This window comes from Microvirga sp. GCM10011540 (assembly GCF_042650665.1).
Taxonomy (GTDB): Bacteria; Pseudomonadota; Alphaproteobacteria; order Rhizobiales; family Beijerinckiaceae; genus Microvirga; species Microvirga lenta.
Map to the genome: position 1 here is coordinate 1 of NZ_JBHSBQ010000006.1, position 16094 is coordinate 16094.

The window sequence follows — 16094 nt, forward strand, 5'->3', positions numbered from 1 at the left end:
GGCGCACGATGATCTGCGGCCGCGGCTGGCGCACCGTCACGTTCGGCTGCGGCTGCTGCACCACCACCCGCGGCTGGGCCTGCTCGACCTGCACCTGCGGCTGCGGCTGGCGCACCACGATCTCGGCGCCGTCGGCCTGCGCCTGCTGCTGGCCCGCCGGCACCGCCACCACGGCCACGACGAAGCGCTCGCTGTCCTGCACCGGCTGGTAGGCGTTCTGGTCATAGGCCTGCAGCTGGCGCAGCTGCTGCTCGTTGCCGCGCACGGTGACGCGGTTGCCCTGCAGGGCGATGCGGTTGGCCGGCACCACGACCTGGCGGCGCTCGCCCAGGGCCTGGCCGGTGGTCATGACCGCATAGGTCTGGTTGTCGCGTCCGCGCACGATGGCGTTGACGGTGCCGATCTGCTCGCCCTGCGAGCTGTAGACCGGCTGGTTGCGCATCTGGGACGCGGCAACTTGGCCCTGTTGAACCTGCTGCTGCGAGGGGCTGGTCTGTGCGACGGCGGCCGACGCGAGGGCCGTGGTGCCGAGAAGCGCAGCGACTGCAATGAGCTTCATGATCTCGTCTCCAAACTTGGCACGATGTAGCGGAAATCACCCGTAGGATTGCCGGCTACTCTGTGTATTGCTGTGAAACGGGCATCTGTCTCTCCGGCCCGTGTTGATCTGATCGAGCCACTCCAAAGTCATGCTCGTCAGTGCGAGGACGAGGAGCTTTGTTCTCCCGGCTCGACCTCCGATGAATGAATGTTCAGAGTACCTCCACGTTCCGCGCCGATCTTTCACGCGCCGAGAAAGTTGGTACGGCGTCGGACAAAAGAATTGGCTGCTTGCGGCGCTCTTTCGTCATGTTGTGTGAAGCATCAAGTGCAACAGCGATCCACAAACAAGGCTTCTTGTGACGAATATGTTCTTATGGAGATTTGTGGCGATCGTTAACTGGGCCAGGGATTTGGCCATAGCCGCATAGGAAGTCTTCGACGGCAAAGGCCCCGCCAGCTCCGAAAAACTGGCGGGGAAGTTTAGGTGAATGGAGATGCTTGAAGCACCAATGAGCCGTCATTCCAGTTCCAAAGGGAGGTCCTCACGCCTATATTGAAGGTCGGGCGAGTGGCTGGAATGCACTTGCCAGCTCAAGCGAAAAACCGGTGTGGAGGTGAGTAGTTTCCGGAGAAAATCGTATTCCGGTACGGTGACGGACACACTCCCCGAAAACAGCGCCGACCTTCTGTCCGAGATCAGTCGAACACGTAGGGTCGGCGAGGCTGTAGGTCGTATGACCTGAGTGCTCGTCGTTCAGTTTTATCGTGAAGAATCTTCATCTAGATCCGATCAATCCAGCTCTCTCTGGCGAAGGTCCTTGATCAGCCGTATCCGTCCGCGAAGGTTGGCTATGGCCGAGCGCGCGTAAAGCCTGTCGTTGCCGCAGCAAGTCCATACGCATGGTCGCGTGATTCCAACCATTCCGCGGATTTGTGGGTGCGCTAACGTACGGATTTCCCATTTTCATCAGGAGCAAGACCAGCATAAGCGCGTTGAAGGTCTGGTTTCAAAAATTTCATATGACGATGCAGCGCTAAGGATTAGCTATATGAAGAATGTCTTTGATAATAATGAATTGCAAATATAAATTATTTCGATCTGACTTATAATATACATAAAATATCTATTATATTTGGAACGCATAAGAATTTGACTCGTTTAAATGCGATCCAACCTGTGAGGCCGAGGCAATGCGAGGTGCATTGGTGTTTGGCCCCTACAATCCAAAGGAGACTATGCTATGAAAATGCTCAATACCGTTTCTCGTCTTGGAGTGTGCGCCTTCGGACTGATGCTCATTGCAGCTCCTGCGAACGCTGCAGAGTTCGGCGAATGGGACGCCAATGCAGATGCGCGCCTGACGAACGAGGAGTTCCGGACGAACTTCGAACAGGCAGGCATCTTCAATGACTGGGATCAGAACAACGATCTCGGTCTTTCGGAACGCGAGTTCGAGGCTGGCATCGGAGATGACGCTACGGCCTTCAACACCCGTTTCGGTGAAGATGCATTCAATGAGTGGGATGTGAACAACGATAACTTGCTGTCGAACAACGAGCTCTACGATGGCGTATATGCCTCTTATGACAGCAACGGCGACAAGGTCATTCAGGAGCCCGAGTTCGGCGATATCGGCGACGACATGGGCGATGGCGGTCTCTGGGACGTCTAAGAACATAACACGTTGAGGCGGGCTGCAGCCCGCCTCTCACCTCCGTTCGAGGTGACACCATTCGGCTCCGAGACAGCCTAAGTCTCCCCCTGCTTGCGCTTCCTTGAGGGTTCGAGCTCCCTACAGGTCTTTTGTGGCCGGAGGGGCTGGAAGGGGATGGCGTGCATAAAGACGCGTCAGCGTCGCAGCGGTTGCCCCATGGACCAGGATGGACGCAAAGATCACGGCGCTGGCGACATGCCAGATCATGGGATCGTGGACGTGCCCGCGCGCGAAGGTGGCGTAGTAAATCGCAGCCACGCCAACCGGTCCGAACCAACCAATGTAGGCAGCGTCACGGCCGTTGAGGGCATTCCTCAAAGTGGGCGAAAGAGCCGCGACGACCGGTGGGCGGCGCAGAAGCAGGATCAGAATCGTCAGGGCAAACAGCGGCCAGCCGAGACGCATCCATTCCGAGAAAGGCAGCGCAATTCCGAAGAGGACGAACATGGGCAGCGTGAACAGCTTTGCCACCGCCTCCTGGATGTGTTCCTCCTCGTGTTCCTCTCCCCCTTCGGTGCAGACATTGAAAACGAGCCCTGCCAGGAAGACGGAGATGATTGCATCCGCACGGGCCAGCGCAGAAACCCCCAGGGTAAGAAGCGAGAAGGCGACCGTATAGCCCAGGAGAGACGCGTTCTCGGCAATTCCGCGCCGTCTGGCAACCGCCAGGAGCCTGGCTGCGGCATAGCCGATCGCGCAGCCGATGATACCCGCAACCATGACGCCCACCAGAACCGACTCTACAAGCCAGCGAGACCAGGCCTCGTCAGGGGAATGTCCGATCATCAGCACCGAGAGCATCACGAAGAGATAGGCAAGACCATCGTTTGCGCCTGCTTCCAGCGAGATTGCGTCCCGCACCCGCAAGGGCAGGTGCTTTTTCGCAAATGGGCCTGTGACGATAGAGCTGGCTACGACCGGATCGGTAGGGGTGACGACTGCACCAAGCAGAAGGGCCGTCCAGAACGAGACGCCGAGAAGGAAACCGGCGAGGGCGGATGATACCAGCCACATGCCCAGCATCCCAAGGGTGAGGAGGAGGGTTACCGGCCGCCAAAGTGCCTTCACGCTCTCCTTCTCGAGTCTTAGGGCGACACCCATGAGGCCGATCGCCAGCGTAATCCGCGCGGCCTGTTCGAGAATGGGGCTCTCTTCCCCCCACTTGGCCATATCGAGCCAGCCGAACCCATAAGGTCCGACCGCAATCCCGACGAAAACCGCGATCATAGGCTCCTGAACAGGGCTCTTCTTGATCGGCCTTGAAAAGAGGCCGATCAAAACGACCACAGCTGCGATGACAGCAAGAGCTATATTGAGCTGGTGCATGACGACTCCGGCCGGTGCCTTCCTGATACCTAGTGAACCGACAGTCGGGTGACTTTGTTCAGACCGCGTTTTCCGCTCGGCTTTTGTCGGCGAGACGTCTCATAACCCAGCACTTCCGACGACACGCCTCCGCACCGAGGCTACGGCCCGAACTCGTTCCAGGCGGCCACCTTGCCGCAACCGAGCGAGGTGTTTCCTCCTGATCAATCGATCACGCTACCGGGTGTCGACCTGAACACGGGAAAGAGCCGGGCTCTTGGGCTTGCGACAACCCGCAAACCGCTTTGTTGGCGCCGTTGGGAGGCGCCGACGGCCGATTATCTCGACCCATGCTTCGTCAGGGCCCGGGATCCCGGCGGCCTGCCGGGCTGGGACCAGGAACAGACCTGTGCCGCCGACGTTGGAGATGGAATTCAAGCTCCGTAAGGACAGGCAAATGACCCAAGCCACCACGACTACCGATCACGATGAAATCCGCCGCTGGGCGGAGGAACGTGGCGGGCGGCCATCGGTCGTTCGCACCAAGAGAGGAAAAGGCGGCATTCTCCGTTTCGACTTCGGCGAGGATGACGAGGCTCTCGAGGAGACATCCTGGGAAGAGTTCTTTCAGATCTTCGAGGACAGCGACCTGGCGTTCTTGCATCAGGACAGCATCGGGTCAGGCAAGACCAGCCGTTTCTTCAAGTTTGTCGCACGTGAGGCCGGCACCGGCTCGCGGAACTCGAAGGGCTCCTCATCCAAAGGTGCGGCGTCCAAGGGTACGACGTTCTCGCGGCGTTTGTCTTCGGGAACTGCGAAGAAAAAATCTCCGGAAGCGCCCGCGAGGAAGGCCGCCAGAACGTCGCGGACTTCAGCGAAGGGCGGTTCGGCATCCTCCGGCACCAAGTCGTCATCGGAGCGGGCGGCGAAAGCCGGTAGCAAGAAGGCTGCTGGCGCGATACGTCGCTCGACGGCCTCCGCGGCCGCCGGAACGAAGCGCAGGTCCGCTGAGGCACGCACGAGCGGTGCTTCGGCCGCGAAGCGGTCCGGACAGGCATCCGCAGCGAAGACGGGCGCGGCGAAAAGCTCCTCTGCCCGCAAGTCCGGATCGTCAACGTCAACTGCAAGGCGCAGCACCAAGACGGCCTCGAAGGTTACTGCGGCTCGCTCGACGAAGGCAGCCGGGTCGAAAAGCCGCTCGGCTACGACACGGACGAACGCGTCCAAGACTGCCACCAAGGCTGGCGCTAAAAAGGCCACTACGGGTGGAGCGAAAAAGCGTGCAGCCGCTTCATCGACGGGGCTGAAGAGCACGAAAAAAACCAGCCGAGTCACCGGAGTATCCTCGAAAAAGGGCTCGCGGAAATAGTATCGTGGTGCCGTTGGCTCCTGCTGACGGCCCGTCCAACGAGGCAGACGGTCCCAGAAGTCGGGCCGCAGCGGATTGTGCACGATATGTTGCGACGGCGGGCGGCTCCGATGGAGGCGCCGGCCCCTCCTTGCCCCAATAATGGGGTGATGCTTGCGATATCGATGACGAAGACGGACAGTCGGATCTGCCGTTGCCCTTCCGGTCTGATCCCATTCGGCCGCGCTGCGAAGCGTCGGGCCTGCTATTACATCGGCGGCTTCGATCCTGAATTTAAAAACCTGGGTCTGGGGACAATCCTGGTCGGATACGCCATCTCGGAAGCCGAACGGGGAGGGCGCTACCTTCTTCGACTTTCTGAGAGGCCAGGAGCCCTATTAGTACCGCTGGGGCGCCGTCGAAAGATCAACCTGTTCCCGCTTTCTCGAACCACTCGCGAGGTAGAACGATGGCGTGTCCTGTCGGCGCCCGCTGGACCATAGGCGATGTTTCGGATCCCGGTTTCGAGGCGCTGCGTCCGTCTCTGTGGGGAGTTCGTCGTGTATTGGGGCTGGATGCCTGATTGCGGCGGACTCGGTCGCGAGGCTCATGTGGTGACGACCGAGGAAGTGACGATCTGCTCGCCCTTCTGGCCACACCAGCCCCATCTCGGCCGCGCCGGAGCGCATTTCGTAGGCCTGAACGCCCGTGAGCTGCCATTATCATCCGGCAACGGAGTGCGTGATCGAGAACTGGCTGCTCCACCGGCCGGAGCTTTACGGTCGTGTCGGATTGCGCATCCCGGCGCACGCGGATGGATAGCCAGGGAATTCGACCGACCTTCATCGTGGAGCATCGAGGGGAAGCTTCCGTTCGCGCCGGGCTCAACGGCGTGCAAGGGTGCTTTCGGCCAATAATGTCAGTGCCCTGGATCAGGCCTGGAGAAGAACCTGGGCAGGTAAAGCGGAACAATACGCTCGCCTCGGCCGTTAAACGGCGGCCAAGCTTGCAGCCGACTTCTGGTCTGCAGCCGGCGTGTAGGCCTGGATAATGAGGTGATCGCTGCATGAAGATCGTTGTGTTCGGCCTCACGATCTCCTCCTCCTGGGGCAATGGGCACGCCACTCTCTGGCGTGGTCTGTGCCGGGCACTTGCCCGCCAAGGGCACCGGGTTGTCTTCTTCGAGCGCGACGTGCCCTACTATGCCATGAACCGGGATTTGCATGAGATCCCTGGCGGGGCTCTCGTACTCTATGATGATTGGGAGGCGATCCGGCCACGCGCGAAGGCAGAGATCGCCGATGCCGACGCGGCCATGGTGACGTCCTACTGCCCCGACGGCATCGCGGCCGCCGATCTCCTGCTCGATGCCCCGCGCGCAACACGGGTCTTTTACGATCTCGATACACCCGTCACGCTCTCCCGCCTGCATGACAGGCAGGCCATCACCTATATCGGACCGCGCGGCCTCGGCGATTTCGATCTGGTGCTCAGCTATACAGGAGGCGCGGCTCTCGAGAGGCTGCGCCAGGAGCTGGGCGCACGGCGGGTCGAACCTCTCTATGGGCACGTCGATCCCGACCAGCACCGCCCCGTCGAGCCGGTCCCATCCTATAAGTCCGACCTGTCCTATTTGGGCACCTATGCGGCCGACCGACAGGCAACCCTTCAGCGTCTTCTGATCGAGCCGGCCCGGCTGCGACGGAACCGGCGCTTCGTGATCGGTGGCGCCCAGTACCCGCCCGACTTTCCCTGGGAACCCAACATTTATTTCGTTCAGCACCTGCCTCCATCCGAGCATCCTGCCTTCTTCTCGTCATCCCGCCTCACCCTCAATGTCACACGCCAAGCGATGGCCGAAATGGGCTGGTGCCCCTCCGGGCGCCTCTTCGAGGCAGCGGCCTGCGGCACACCGATCGTCTCGGACAATTGGGAGGGGCTCGACAGCTTCTTCGAACCTGGCCAAGAAATTCTCATCGCCGACACGACGCAGGATGCCGTCGATGCGTGCGAACTGAGCGATGCCGAGCTGGGGCGCATTGCCGAGGCCAGCCGCGAGCGAACCCTCGCGGAGCATACGTCCGCGCGCAGGGCGCAACAGCTGGAGGCGTTGATCGCCGGCTCCGGCTCCTCGTCGCGCGCTAATGGCGTCACAGCCATGATGGAGGCCTGATCATGTGGGGCATCATACCGGCTGCCGGAATAGGCAGCCGAATCCAGCCGCTTGCCTTCTCAAAGGAGCTGCTGCCGGTCGGCAGCCGACTGGACAACGGAGTCGAGCGCCCCTGCGCGGTCAGCGAGTATCTCGTCGAACGCATGATCTACGGCGGAGCGAAGAGGGTGTGCTTCGTCATCTCCCCCGGAAAATCGGACATCATGGAGTACTATGGGGCGAACTACGGCGAGGCATCGATCGCCTATGTGGTTCAGCCCGATGCCAGTGGATTGTGCGACGCCATTTTCCGTGCCTCGCCGCTCATCCCCCCGGACGAGAGCGTGATCGTCGGGCTGCCGGACACCGTCTGGTTCCCGGAAACCGCCCTGGCGGAGCTTCCTGAGGAAACCTTGTCATTCCTCCTCTTTCCAGTCGACAATCCGGAATTCTTCGACGCCGTCCTACTCGACGAGAACGACCGGGTCTTGGAAATCCAGGTGAAGCGCAGCGATGCATCCTCCAAGTGGATATGGGGCGCCTTCAAGATGCCCGGCCGTATGTTGGAGGACCTGCGGCAACTCTGGTTGAAGCGCGGCCGCGAGGACGAGTATTTTGGCACTCTCGTGAACGCATATTTGGCGCAAGGTGGGCAGGCCGTCGGCGTCAAGGCCGGTCGATCCTACGTAGATGTCGGCACGCTTCACGGATATCGCTCCGCGATAGGTCTCCTGAGCGATGCGGCCGAGCAGAATGCCCAATCGGGAGCCCGGGTGGCCTTGGGTTGGCCTTCGGGCCGCATGGGTCGGGGTCTTCACGACGCGAATAAGGAATAGCCGTTCGAGTCCCGTCCGGCACGGAGCTGCGGAGGGATTTCCTGCATCGGGGCAGAAACCGCATCGGTCATTCGACCGGAGTGATGCAGATGGAACATTCTGAGGATCTGGGACGCATCGAGGTGACCCTTGAGATCGCCGTTCGCTCCTGCGTCGAGGAAGATCTTCCGGCGCTCGAATGGATGGGGCTTTTCTCGGCTCATCGTGACATCATCCGTCAGGCCTTCGAGGCGCAGCAATGCGGCGACGCACTGATGCTGCTGGCCGTGACCGCGGGCTTCCCGGTCGGGCAGGTCTGGATCGATTTTGCGCGCAGACGATCCGAGGGAGCCGCATTCATCTGGGGGGTGCGGACCTTCCATCCGCTCCGGATGGTGCAGTGGCTGTCGAGCAGCTCGATCAGTGGCTGATGAGAAAGCAGATCACGCCTCCCGTATAGCCCTGTGCGGCGGCCGGCGAGGGGAGGTCGGACCATTCCGACCGCTTACCAGGCGCCCAGGTCACCAAAGCCTCTTGATCCTCTAGCCGCTACAGGTTGTAGCCTGCCTGGCAGATGAGATCGAATCGGGCTTTTCAAAATGAGTGATCGTTTGCGTTTCCGCGTCGAGGGCATGGATTGCGGGAGTTGCGCGCGCAAGATCGAGACCGCGCTCACCCGTGTGCCGGGCATCTCGGATATCAGCATCAACACCACGACCGAAACCTTGCGCCTGCGGGCAGCCCATGCCGACACGGGCGAGCAGGTCGAGAAGGTGGTGCGCGACCTTGGCTACGGCATCACCCCCGTGGGCGAAGGTGCCCATCACCACCATGACCATGGGGCCGCGGACGGTCCGTGGTGGCAATCGGCCAAGGGGCGGCTGACAATCCTCAGCGGTTTGGGACTCGCGTCGGCTTGGGGCCTGGCCATGGTCCTACCGGGATACGAGCCGTGGCTCTACACCGCAGCCATGGCAATCGGTTTGGTACCGATTGCGCGCCGGGCGATTGCCGCCGCCATGGCCGGCGCACCCTTTACCATCGAGACCCTGATGGCTGTCGCGGCCGTCGGAGCGGTAATCATCGGCGAGACCGAGGAGGCCGCCATCGTGGTACTGCTGTTCCTTGTCGGCGAACTCCTGGAGGGCGTCGCAGCCGGCCGGGCGCGGGCCAGCATCCGGTCCCTGTCCGATCTGGTGCCCAAGACAGCCCTCATCGAGCGCAACGGCAGCCTGGAGGAGGTTGCGGCGGAGACCCTCGCAGTCGGCGACGTGATTGCAGTCCGGCCCGGCGACCGCATCCCTGCGGACGGCATGATCGTGTCGGGCGAGAGCGCCATTGATGAGGCGCCGGTCACAGGCGAGAGCACGCCCAAGCGCAAGGGCGAGGGCGAGACCGTCTTCGCCGGCACCATCAACACCGACGGCAGCTTGCGCGTCCGAGTGACCGCCGAGGCCCGGGACAACACCATCGCGCGGGTGGTGCGCCTGGTCGAGGAGGCCCAGGAGGCCAAGGCCCCGACCGAGCGCTTTATCGACCGATTCTCGCGCTACTACACACCGGCCGTTCTGGTCGTCGGTGCACTTGTTGCAATCCTGCCGCCGCTGCTGGCCGGCGAGCCATGGGGCGAGTGGGTCTACAAGGGTTTGGCGGTGCTCCTCATCGGCTGTCCTTGCGCCCTGGTCATCTCGACCCCGGCCGCCATCGCAGCCGGCCTTGCCGCCGGCGCCCGGCGCGGGCTGCTGATCAAGGGTGGAGCCGTACTGGAGACCTTGGGCAAGGTCACGGCCGTCGCGCTGGATAAGACCGGAACTCTCACCGAGGGCCGTCCGCAGGTCACCGATGTGATCACCCTCGGCGAGGCGACCGGACGGGACATCCTGGAAGATGCAGCCGCCCTCGACGCCACTTCGTCCCATCCCATCGCCAAGGCCATTGTGGCCCGGGCGCAGGCGGACCGCATCGAGGTCGTTCCCGCCGTCGGCGTCATGGCGTTGGGCGGCAAAGGTGTGAAGGGCCGCGCCCGTCGTCGCAGCCTGTTCCTGGGTTCGCCCAAGGCCGCAGCGGCCATCGCGCCTCTCTCACCTGAGGTAGAGGCTCGCATTGCCTCCCTTCAGGAGGAAGGTAAGACCGTATCCGTACTCATGGTGAGCGACAGTCCGGCCGGGTTGATCGCAGTACGCGACGAGCCGCGCGAGGATGCACTTGAAGGACTGAAGGTTCTCAAGGCCCGTGGCATCGCGCCAGTCATGCTCACCGGCGACAACGCCAGGACCGCGGCCGCCATCGCCCGTGCGTTGGGCGTGGAGTCCAGAGCCGACCTGTTGCCGCAGGACAAGCTGCGGATCGTCAACGAACTCAAGACGCAGGGGCAGGTAGTCGCCAAGGTCGGCGACGGCATCAACGATGCCCCGGCCTTGGCCGCTGCCGATGTCGGCATCGCCATGGGGGGAGGCACGGACGTGGCGCTGGAAACCGCGGACGGGGCGGTGCTGCATGGGCGCGTCCTCGATATCGCCCGCATGATCGCACTCTCCAAAGCCACCATGGGCAATATCCGCCAGAACATCGGGGTGGCCCTGGGCCTGAAAGCCGTGTTCCTGGTCACGACCGTGCTCGGCATCACGGGCCTCTGGCCGGCGATCCTGGCGGATACGGGCGCGACAGTGCTGGTGACCGCCAATGCCATGCGCTTGCTCGGGGCCGGACGGAACGTGTGATGCCGTCACCTGGCTTCCCATTGCGATCCTCGCCTGCGTCAATGTGTTCGTGCTGCTGACGCGACAGGTGTCGCACCGCATCGGCCGCTCGCTGGATAACTGCGGCGCGGGCGAGGGCATCTATGAATCCATCGGGCGGTTCGCCGCACGAGTAGTGCCGCCCTGTTCGTTTTCAGGTTGCCCGCCCCGTCGGATCGGCCGGAGAATGCGCAGCCGGGGATTTGTCCCGGCTGCGGACAGCATTCCTCACCGCTCGTGAACTCGGTCTTGGAGATCGCGTTGACCAAGTACAGGCTCCGCAGGGGATGGGCTGAAGGATGGATCCTTATCTCCAGGTTCTAGCTCTCGCCTTGCTTCCGGCGCTCGGCAACTTCGCCGGAGGGGCGGTCGCGGAACTGATCAAGACCTCCCGGCGAACCCTCAGCCGGGCCCTGCACGTGGCGGCCGGGATCGTTGTCGCGGTGGTCGCCATCGAGTTGATGCCGGAGGCGCTGGAGGGAGCGGCCCCTTGGCTGGTGGTCCTCGGCTTCTGCCTGGGCGGCGCAACCTTCATCCTGTTCGACTGGGCCATCGAGTGCTTCGGGGAAGGCGAGGAGGCCGCGGGGCCATGGATTGTCTACGCGGCCGTGTTCATCGACCTGTTCAGCGACGGACTCATGATCGGCGTCGGATCAGTCGTCTCCCTCAGCCTTGCGCTTGTGCTTGCCATCGGGCAGGTCACGGCGGACGTCCCGGAAGGGTTCGCGACCATCGCCAATTTCCGCGACAAGGGCGTCAAGCGCAGCACGCGCCTGCTTCTCTCGGCCTCGTTCGTGATCGCACCCCTGCTTGGGGCGAGCATCGGGTACTGGCTCCTGCGCGACCAGAGCGCGAGCCTCCAACTGACGGCGCTCGCCTTCACGGCAGGACTTCTGATCCTGGCGGCGGTCGAGGAGATGCTGGGCGAGGCGCACGACGTGGCTGAGGATACCCGCTTTTCCGCCGCTTTCTTCATCGGCGGCTTCGCCCTGTTCACCCTTGTCTCATCCTACTTCGAGGCATGACGGTGCGAAGCCAGCCGGCCGTTGCCTGGTTGTTTGGAATCCCGGCGCCTCAACCGACCTGGATGAGACGGTTCATCGGGGACATCGCCATATCAGGCGTCCCGAGCACATGCCCCGCTGCAGTTAGCCCAGGCGTGGTTTTCCAAGCTGTCCCTGACGTGCCTGCACGCGAATCCGGTTCGCCTCGGCTTTAGGCACGCCTCGTGCGATGCAGGTGTCGTCGATGTAGACCGAGTAGGTTTGCTTCGCCTCGTCTTCCAACGTGATCGAGACATTCATGAGGACATCCCTTCAATGAGCTGAAACCTCGCGGGATAACGCAGCGAACCCCAGGGCAGTTCTCGATTCCGTCGCTACGGAGGCGATAATTCCAGCAGGAAGGATCCGTCTCAGAGATCCAGTTGGGCCTGACGGATGAGGGGAAGCGGCTTTACAGCCGGTCCGCTGAAGGACGCGGAGTTCAAATCGGTCTGGAGAGCTTGCGAGAACCCGACATTCGCGGCTGAAGCCCGAGGATCGAAGAGAGCCTCCACCGCAGCCTCGACGTTGTAGCCGAGGATCGCCTCAGGTTGTGCTGTAGCAAGGGCGAATGCAGCAACTGCCGGAGCCGCCGGCGCCTTGGGTTGCTCCGGCAGAGCCAATTCCTGCGGCCGCCTCGGGGGAACAGGTACGGGTGCAAGCATCGCGTCGAGAGCCTCGGGCAAGGCGGAAGCCACCTGCGTCTCGGGCGGTTGTGGAACTTGCGCAGCCGGGGAGGCTTTCCGGCCGAACAGGGCTGTCAGAATGTTTCCTGAGGATCCGCCACCTGCAGAAGCCTGTGCGGCGAGCGCCGCATTCCTCGGGAGGATTTCAGCTCGCGCTTCCTCGTAGCGGGGAAGGGGCTTTCCGCTTGGAGGCAGGTGGAGGGTCTTTCCATCGGGGAAAAGCCTGACCAATTGATCCTGCGACATTCGCGGCCAAGCTCGGACACTGCCGGTATCCACATGGACGAACTGGGAGGAGGGATAATAGCCGACCCCACCATATTGCATTCGCATGGCGATGGCGCGCAATCGGGCCGTGTCGACATCAGGAAGTCGGATATCCATCGCTTTGCCCAGCATGTGCTGGCTCTGGTCAGAGACGCCGCTGGACCGACGGCGCAGCATGCTGTTGGTCGCCGGAGAGCGATAGGCGGAGATGACGTGGATAGGCTCGTTCGATCCGGCTTCGCGATAGATCTCCCAGAGGATATCGAACAGGCGCGGATCCATTTTGGCGGGGCGTTCGACACGCCAATCGCGCAGGAGCCAGTTCAACTGCTCCAGTGCCCGATCGTCGTACCGACCGTCGCGTCGATAGGTGATCGTCGCCGTCTCTCGGGTGTGGGTGTGATAGAAGCTCAGGCTTCGTGTATCGCCGTTGGCGATCGCGTCCTGCGTCTGGACCGTCGCGGCGAGGAAGCTCGCCATGCTTGCGACCGAACAAAAGGTGAGGCGCAGGAAAGCTTTCCTTGCAGCGCGACGACGAACCCTCGACGCACCATCCATCTGGCGTCCTCCCACAGGCCGGGCGAAACGAGAAATCCCCTTGATGTCTTTATATCCGCCCTGAGCTTCAGACTGACTTCTGCTGAGAAAGAATGAGAAAATTGCGGCAGGGCGCAAGCCGTCTGAAGGGAGGGAGGGGCGGTCGATCTTTGCAGGGGCGTGGGGCATAGGTGGTAGTGTGCCCCCGGGTCTTTAATCGAGCGTTAGCAACGACAGGATTTTTCCTGGCCTGCAACCGATTTCAAGCTTGACAGCGTGCGGGAGCCGCCCCTTCGCACGGGCTATTCTCCAGAGGCCGCAGCGGCGCGCTTTCGCCTGTTCGAGGCGGGCGCAAGCACCACGACCTTCGTGCCGACAGGCGTGCGGTTGTAAAGATCGATCGCGTCCTGATTGATCATCCTGATACAGCCCGACGAGACGCTCGTCCCGATCGTCCAGGGTTCGAAAGTTCCGTGGATCCGGTAGAGCGTATCCTTCTTTCCCTGCCACAGATATAGCGCGCGGGCCCCGAGCGGATTGCCGGGCCCGCCGGGCATGCCTGCGCCGCCGGGGAGATCTGCCATCTGCTCCATCAGTTCGGGCTGGCGCTGCAGCATCTCCTTCGGCGGATACCAGTCCGGCCATTCCTGTTTGTCGCCGACCGTCGCCGTGCCGGACCAGCCGAAACCGGACCGGCCGACTCCGACGCCGTAGCGGATCGCAAGGCCGCCATCTTGGACGTGATAAAGAAAACGCGCTCTGGGATCGATCACGATCGTGCCTGCGGGCTCGGGCGTCTCGTACAGGACGATGCTTCGGAGAAAAGCGGATTGGATCGCCGAAAGATCGATTCCAGGTACCGGGTAGAGATCGTCGTCGATAGGGCCATAGATTCCGCCATAGGCGGGCCGGGGGCGTAGGGACTGCGCCCATCCTCTTTCACCGAGGAGAGCGGCAGCCGAAGCCGGAAGTCCGAAGGTGAAGATGCGGCGGTTGAGCCCCATGGCCCGATCCTCCTGCCGATGCCATTCCACCCCGACCAAGCTACGGCATGAAGGAGTCCGGATGAGGGCTGAGTATTCGCGCTCGAGACCGCAGATTTCGAGCGTGGCAGGGCATGCGTTTCCGCGGCTTGCTCCTTCGAGGCTCTAAGGAACTCCAAGCAGATGTGCGCATTGCCACAGCACAGCATTGTTGTTCGCTGCGAAGCTTGAGCGCCTGAGGTGAGGAAGACCAGCCGATGTTGGGCTTCTATTCTCTCCCGGCTCGTCGCAGCCGCATAAGGAAACGCGAGATGCCTCTCACAGGGAGATTTAATCTACGGAAAACCTTCACAGGCCGCATCGTGCTGGTCGTGGAGGAGGAGACGAAGAGCCTCTGGAGTCGTCTCACCGGCAACGCCAAGCATTATCGCCGCTGGCGTGATGCAACAGTTCTGGATTTGGCGGCCCCCGAGCTGCGGAACCTGATCGATCAGCGCTTTCGCCCGCATTACCTGACCCCGATCGCCGAGATCTCGCAGGAGCGATCGCAGGGGATGCGCCCACTTGAGGCCGTTCCACGTGGAGCGCTCTATCATGAGCCGCTCGATGGTGACGGGCGGACTTGGACCGCGCATTGAGCACCCGACGAAAAAGCCCCGTTCGGGTTGCCTGAACGGGGCTCAGTCTACGGAGGCGGGTGAGGGGGATCTCACACAAGGGGCGGGATGCCTCCGCACCAAGTCAATCTCCGAGCGCCCCCGACGTTCCTGTCCTTCTCGCCGATCTGGGCTTGGCCGCGATCACATTCTCTCGACCGGCTCTGACCCGTCTATGGGGCACTCGCACCTCAAATGCTTGGGCGTTTCGGCGGTACCGGTAACTGATCCTGCGCGACCTGCGTCGATGCCATGCATGCTTCCACATGGGCGCGGCGGCGTTCCACGATCTGTCGGTACTCTTCGGTGGCAACCTTGGTCTTGCCACGTACCGTGAGGTGCTGCTTCGCCTGCGCACGGCAGGCCTCGCGCCTGGCGACGAGATCCTCCGCGTTCAGCGAAGTCAGGGGGAGGCCGAGAAGGAACAATCCAAGTGTAAACGCTGCCGGTTTCATGGCCGTGATTTTGGGGCTGTCGGGATGGGCGGCGCTTCATAGCATTCCGACGGAAGGATCAGTAATGCTCCCGAGGCTCCATCCACAGCTCTGACGGTTTATGCACATGCGCCGCAATGAGCCGACCCTGGGCAAATCACCGGAGCTGAAGAGGGGCATTTTCCAGAGGGGGCAGGGGAGTACGAACAGCGGAAGAGAAGAGATACGGCCTTCAGATTCCGGCACAGCGGCGTCGGCCTATACGACTGGGGGCTGGAGCCCTTGAAACACCGTGCGGAAACACCATCTCAGCTTATAGGCCACTGGGACTTTCCATGGGTGCCGTGAGATCCGCCGGCAAGGGCGTCTTGGCACCTAGTGATGCAAGGTGGTCGTATTTCAGCAGGTCGGCGCGATCCAACATTCGCCTCTCCGGCGACGGATAAACCCGCGCTTGCAATCCGGAACGAATCGGTTATATCCGCGTTCCCCGGCGCCGTCGCGTCAGCGATCCGGACGCCGCTTCCTGACATCGTCACGAGCCAACCCAGGCACTTCAGCCCGGGCGCCGCGACTGTTACGGAGGCTGAGGTGAGCAATCGCCTCAAGCATCCACATCCACGAGCCTTGGAATTCTGAAGTAATTCAGCGGTCCATGCGCTCCTCTGGGGACAATCCGCACAGGTGTCGAAGGTTTCGCGCCGTTCGACGAGGTTCAGCGCAGAAGCGGGTTCGTTTCTGCGGCCGCTCTTTCTTTGTCTTTACTTGGGAGAGGCAGGATCGGGTGCCGGAAAATTCGAAAAAGCTTCGATTTTCCGATTGACTTCTGGGTCGGGGCGTTCTAAATAGGATCCATCGACGGCGCGGTTCGG

The 16094-nt window shown here is 62.1% G+C and carries 14 protein-coding genes; 7 read left to right on the top strand and 7 right to left on the bottom strand.

The window, feature by feature from the left end:
- A partial coding sequence (locus tag ACFOYU_RS03940; RefSeq protein ID WP_377032497.1) for a PRC-barrel domain-containing protein occupies positions 1-559 on the bottom strand: 559 nt, incomplete at its 3' end.
- Between the two features lie 1225 nt (positions 560-1784).
- On the opposite strand from ACFOYU_RS03940, the gene ACFOYU_RS03945 reads away from it, so the two are divergent.
- Positions 1785-2216, top strand: a complete 432-nt coding sequence (locus ACFOYU_RS03945; RefSeq protein ID WP_377032498.1) for a hypothetical protein — start codon at positions 1785-1787, stop codon at positions 2214-2216.
- Between the two features lie 120 nt (positions 2217-2336).
- Here the strand turns inward: ACFOYU_RS03945 and ACFOYU_RS03950 are convergent, their stop codons facing one another.
- A complete protein-coding gene (locus tag ACFOYU_RS03950) occupies positions 2337-3584 on the bottom strand; it encodes a cation:proton antiporter (protein WP_377032499.1) in 1248 nt (415 codons plus the stop codon).
- Positions 3585-4226: 642 nt separating this feature from the next.
- Entirely contained in the window at positions 4227-4898 is a 672-nt protein-coding gene (locus tag ACFOYU_RS03955) for a hypothetical protein (RefSeq protein WP_377032500.1), read from the bottom strand.
- A 1079-nt stretch (positions 4899-5977) separates the two neighbouring features.
- Here ACFOYU_RS03955 and ACFOYU_RS03960 point away from each other — a divergent pair.
- The 5 genes from ACFOYU_RS03960 to ACFOYU_RS03980 all read left to right on the top strand — a co-directional run bounded on the left by ACFOYU_RS03960 (position 5978) and on the right by ACFOYU_RS03980 (position 11641).
- Entirely contained in the window at positions 5978-7084 is a 1107-nt protein-coding gene (locus tag ACFOYU_RS03960) for a glycosyltransferase (RefSeq protein ID WP_377032501.1), read from the top strand.
- A gap of 2 nt (positions 7085-7086) precedes the next feature.
- Positions 7087-7899 carry a nucleotidyltransferase family protein gene (locus ACFOYU_RS03965; protein ID WP_377032502.1) on the top strand — a complete coding sequence of 271 codons (813 nt, stop codon included), beginning with the start codon at positions 7087-7089 and terminating at the stop codon, positions 7897-7899.
- An 89-nt stretch (positions 7900-7988) separates the two neighbouring features.
- Positions 7989-8309, top strand: coding sequence for a hypothetical protein (locus ACFOYU_RS03970; protein ID WP_377032503.1), 321 nt, complete (start codon positions 7989-7991; stop codon positions 8307-8309).
- Positions 8310-8477: 168 nt separating this feature from the next.
- Positions 8478-10598, top strand: a complete 2121-nt coding sequence (locus tag ACFOYU_RS03975; RefSeq protein ID WP_377032504.1) for a heavy metal translocating P-type ATPase — start codon at positions 8478-8480, stop codon at positions 10596-10598.
- Positions 10599-10915: 317 nt separating this feature from the next.
- The gene (locus ACFOYU_RS03980) at positions 10916-11641 is read left to right on the top strand and encodes a ZIP family metal transporter (protein ID WP_377032505.1); all 726 of its coding nucleotides are present in this window, start codon (positions 10916-10918) and stop codon (positions 11639-11641) included.
- 123 nt (positions 11642-11764) lie between these two features.
- Here ACFOYU_RS03980 and ACFOYU_RS03985 read toward each other — a convergent pair whose 3' ends face one another.
- The 3 genes from ACFOYU_RS03985 to ACFOYU_RS03995 form a co-directional block, all read right to left on the bottom strand.
- On the bottom strand, positions 11765-11920 hold the full coding sequence (locus tag ACFOYU_RS03985) for a hypothetical protein (protein ID WP_226742571.1): 156 nt from the start codon (positions 11918-11920) through the stop codon (positions 11765-11767).
- Between the two features lie 110 nt (positions 11921-12030).
- Positions 12031-13092, bottom strand: coding sequence for a DUF882 domain-containing protein (locus ACFOYU_RS03990; protein WP_377032506.1), 1062 nt, complete (start codon positions 13090-13092; stop codon positions 12031-12033).
- 359 nt (positions 13093-13451) lie between these two features.
- Positions 13452-14153 (bottom strand): L,D-transpeptidase, encoded by a 702-nt coding sequence (locus ACFOYU_RS03995; protein ID WP_377032507.1) that lies wholly within the window; start codon positions 14151-14153, stop codon positions 13452-13454.
- 290 nt (positions 14154-14443) lie between these two features.
- On the opposite strand from ACFOYU_RS03995, the gene ACFOYU_RS04000 reads away from it, so the two are divergent.
- On the top strand, positions 14444-14770 hold the full coding sequence (locus tag ACFOYU_RS04000) for a hypothetical protein (RefSeq protein WP_377032508.1): 327 nt from the start codon (positions 14444-14446) through the stop codon (positions 14768-14770).
- A 209-nt stretch (positions 14771-14979) separates the two neighbouring features.
- Here ACFOYU_RS04000 and ACFOYU_RS04005 read toward each other — a convergent pair whose 3' ends face one another.
- The gene (locus ACFOYU_RS04005) at positions 14980-15243 is read right to left on the bottom strand and encodes a hypothetical protein (protein WP_377032509.1); all 264 of its coding nucleotides are present in this window, start codon (positions 15241-15243) and stop codon (positions 14980-14982) included.
- Positions 15244-16094: the final 851 nt, after the last annotated feature.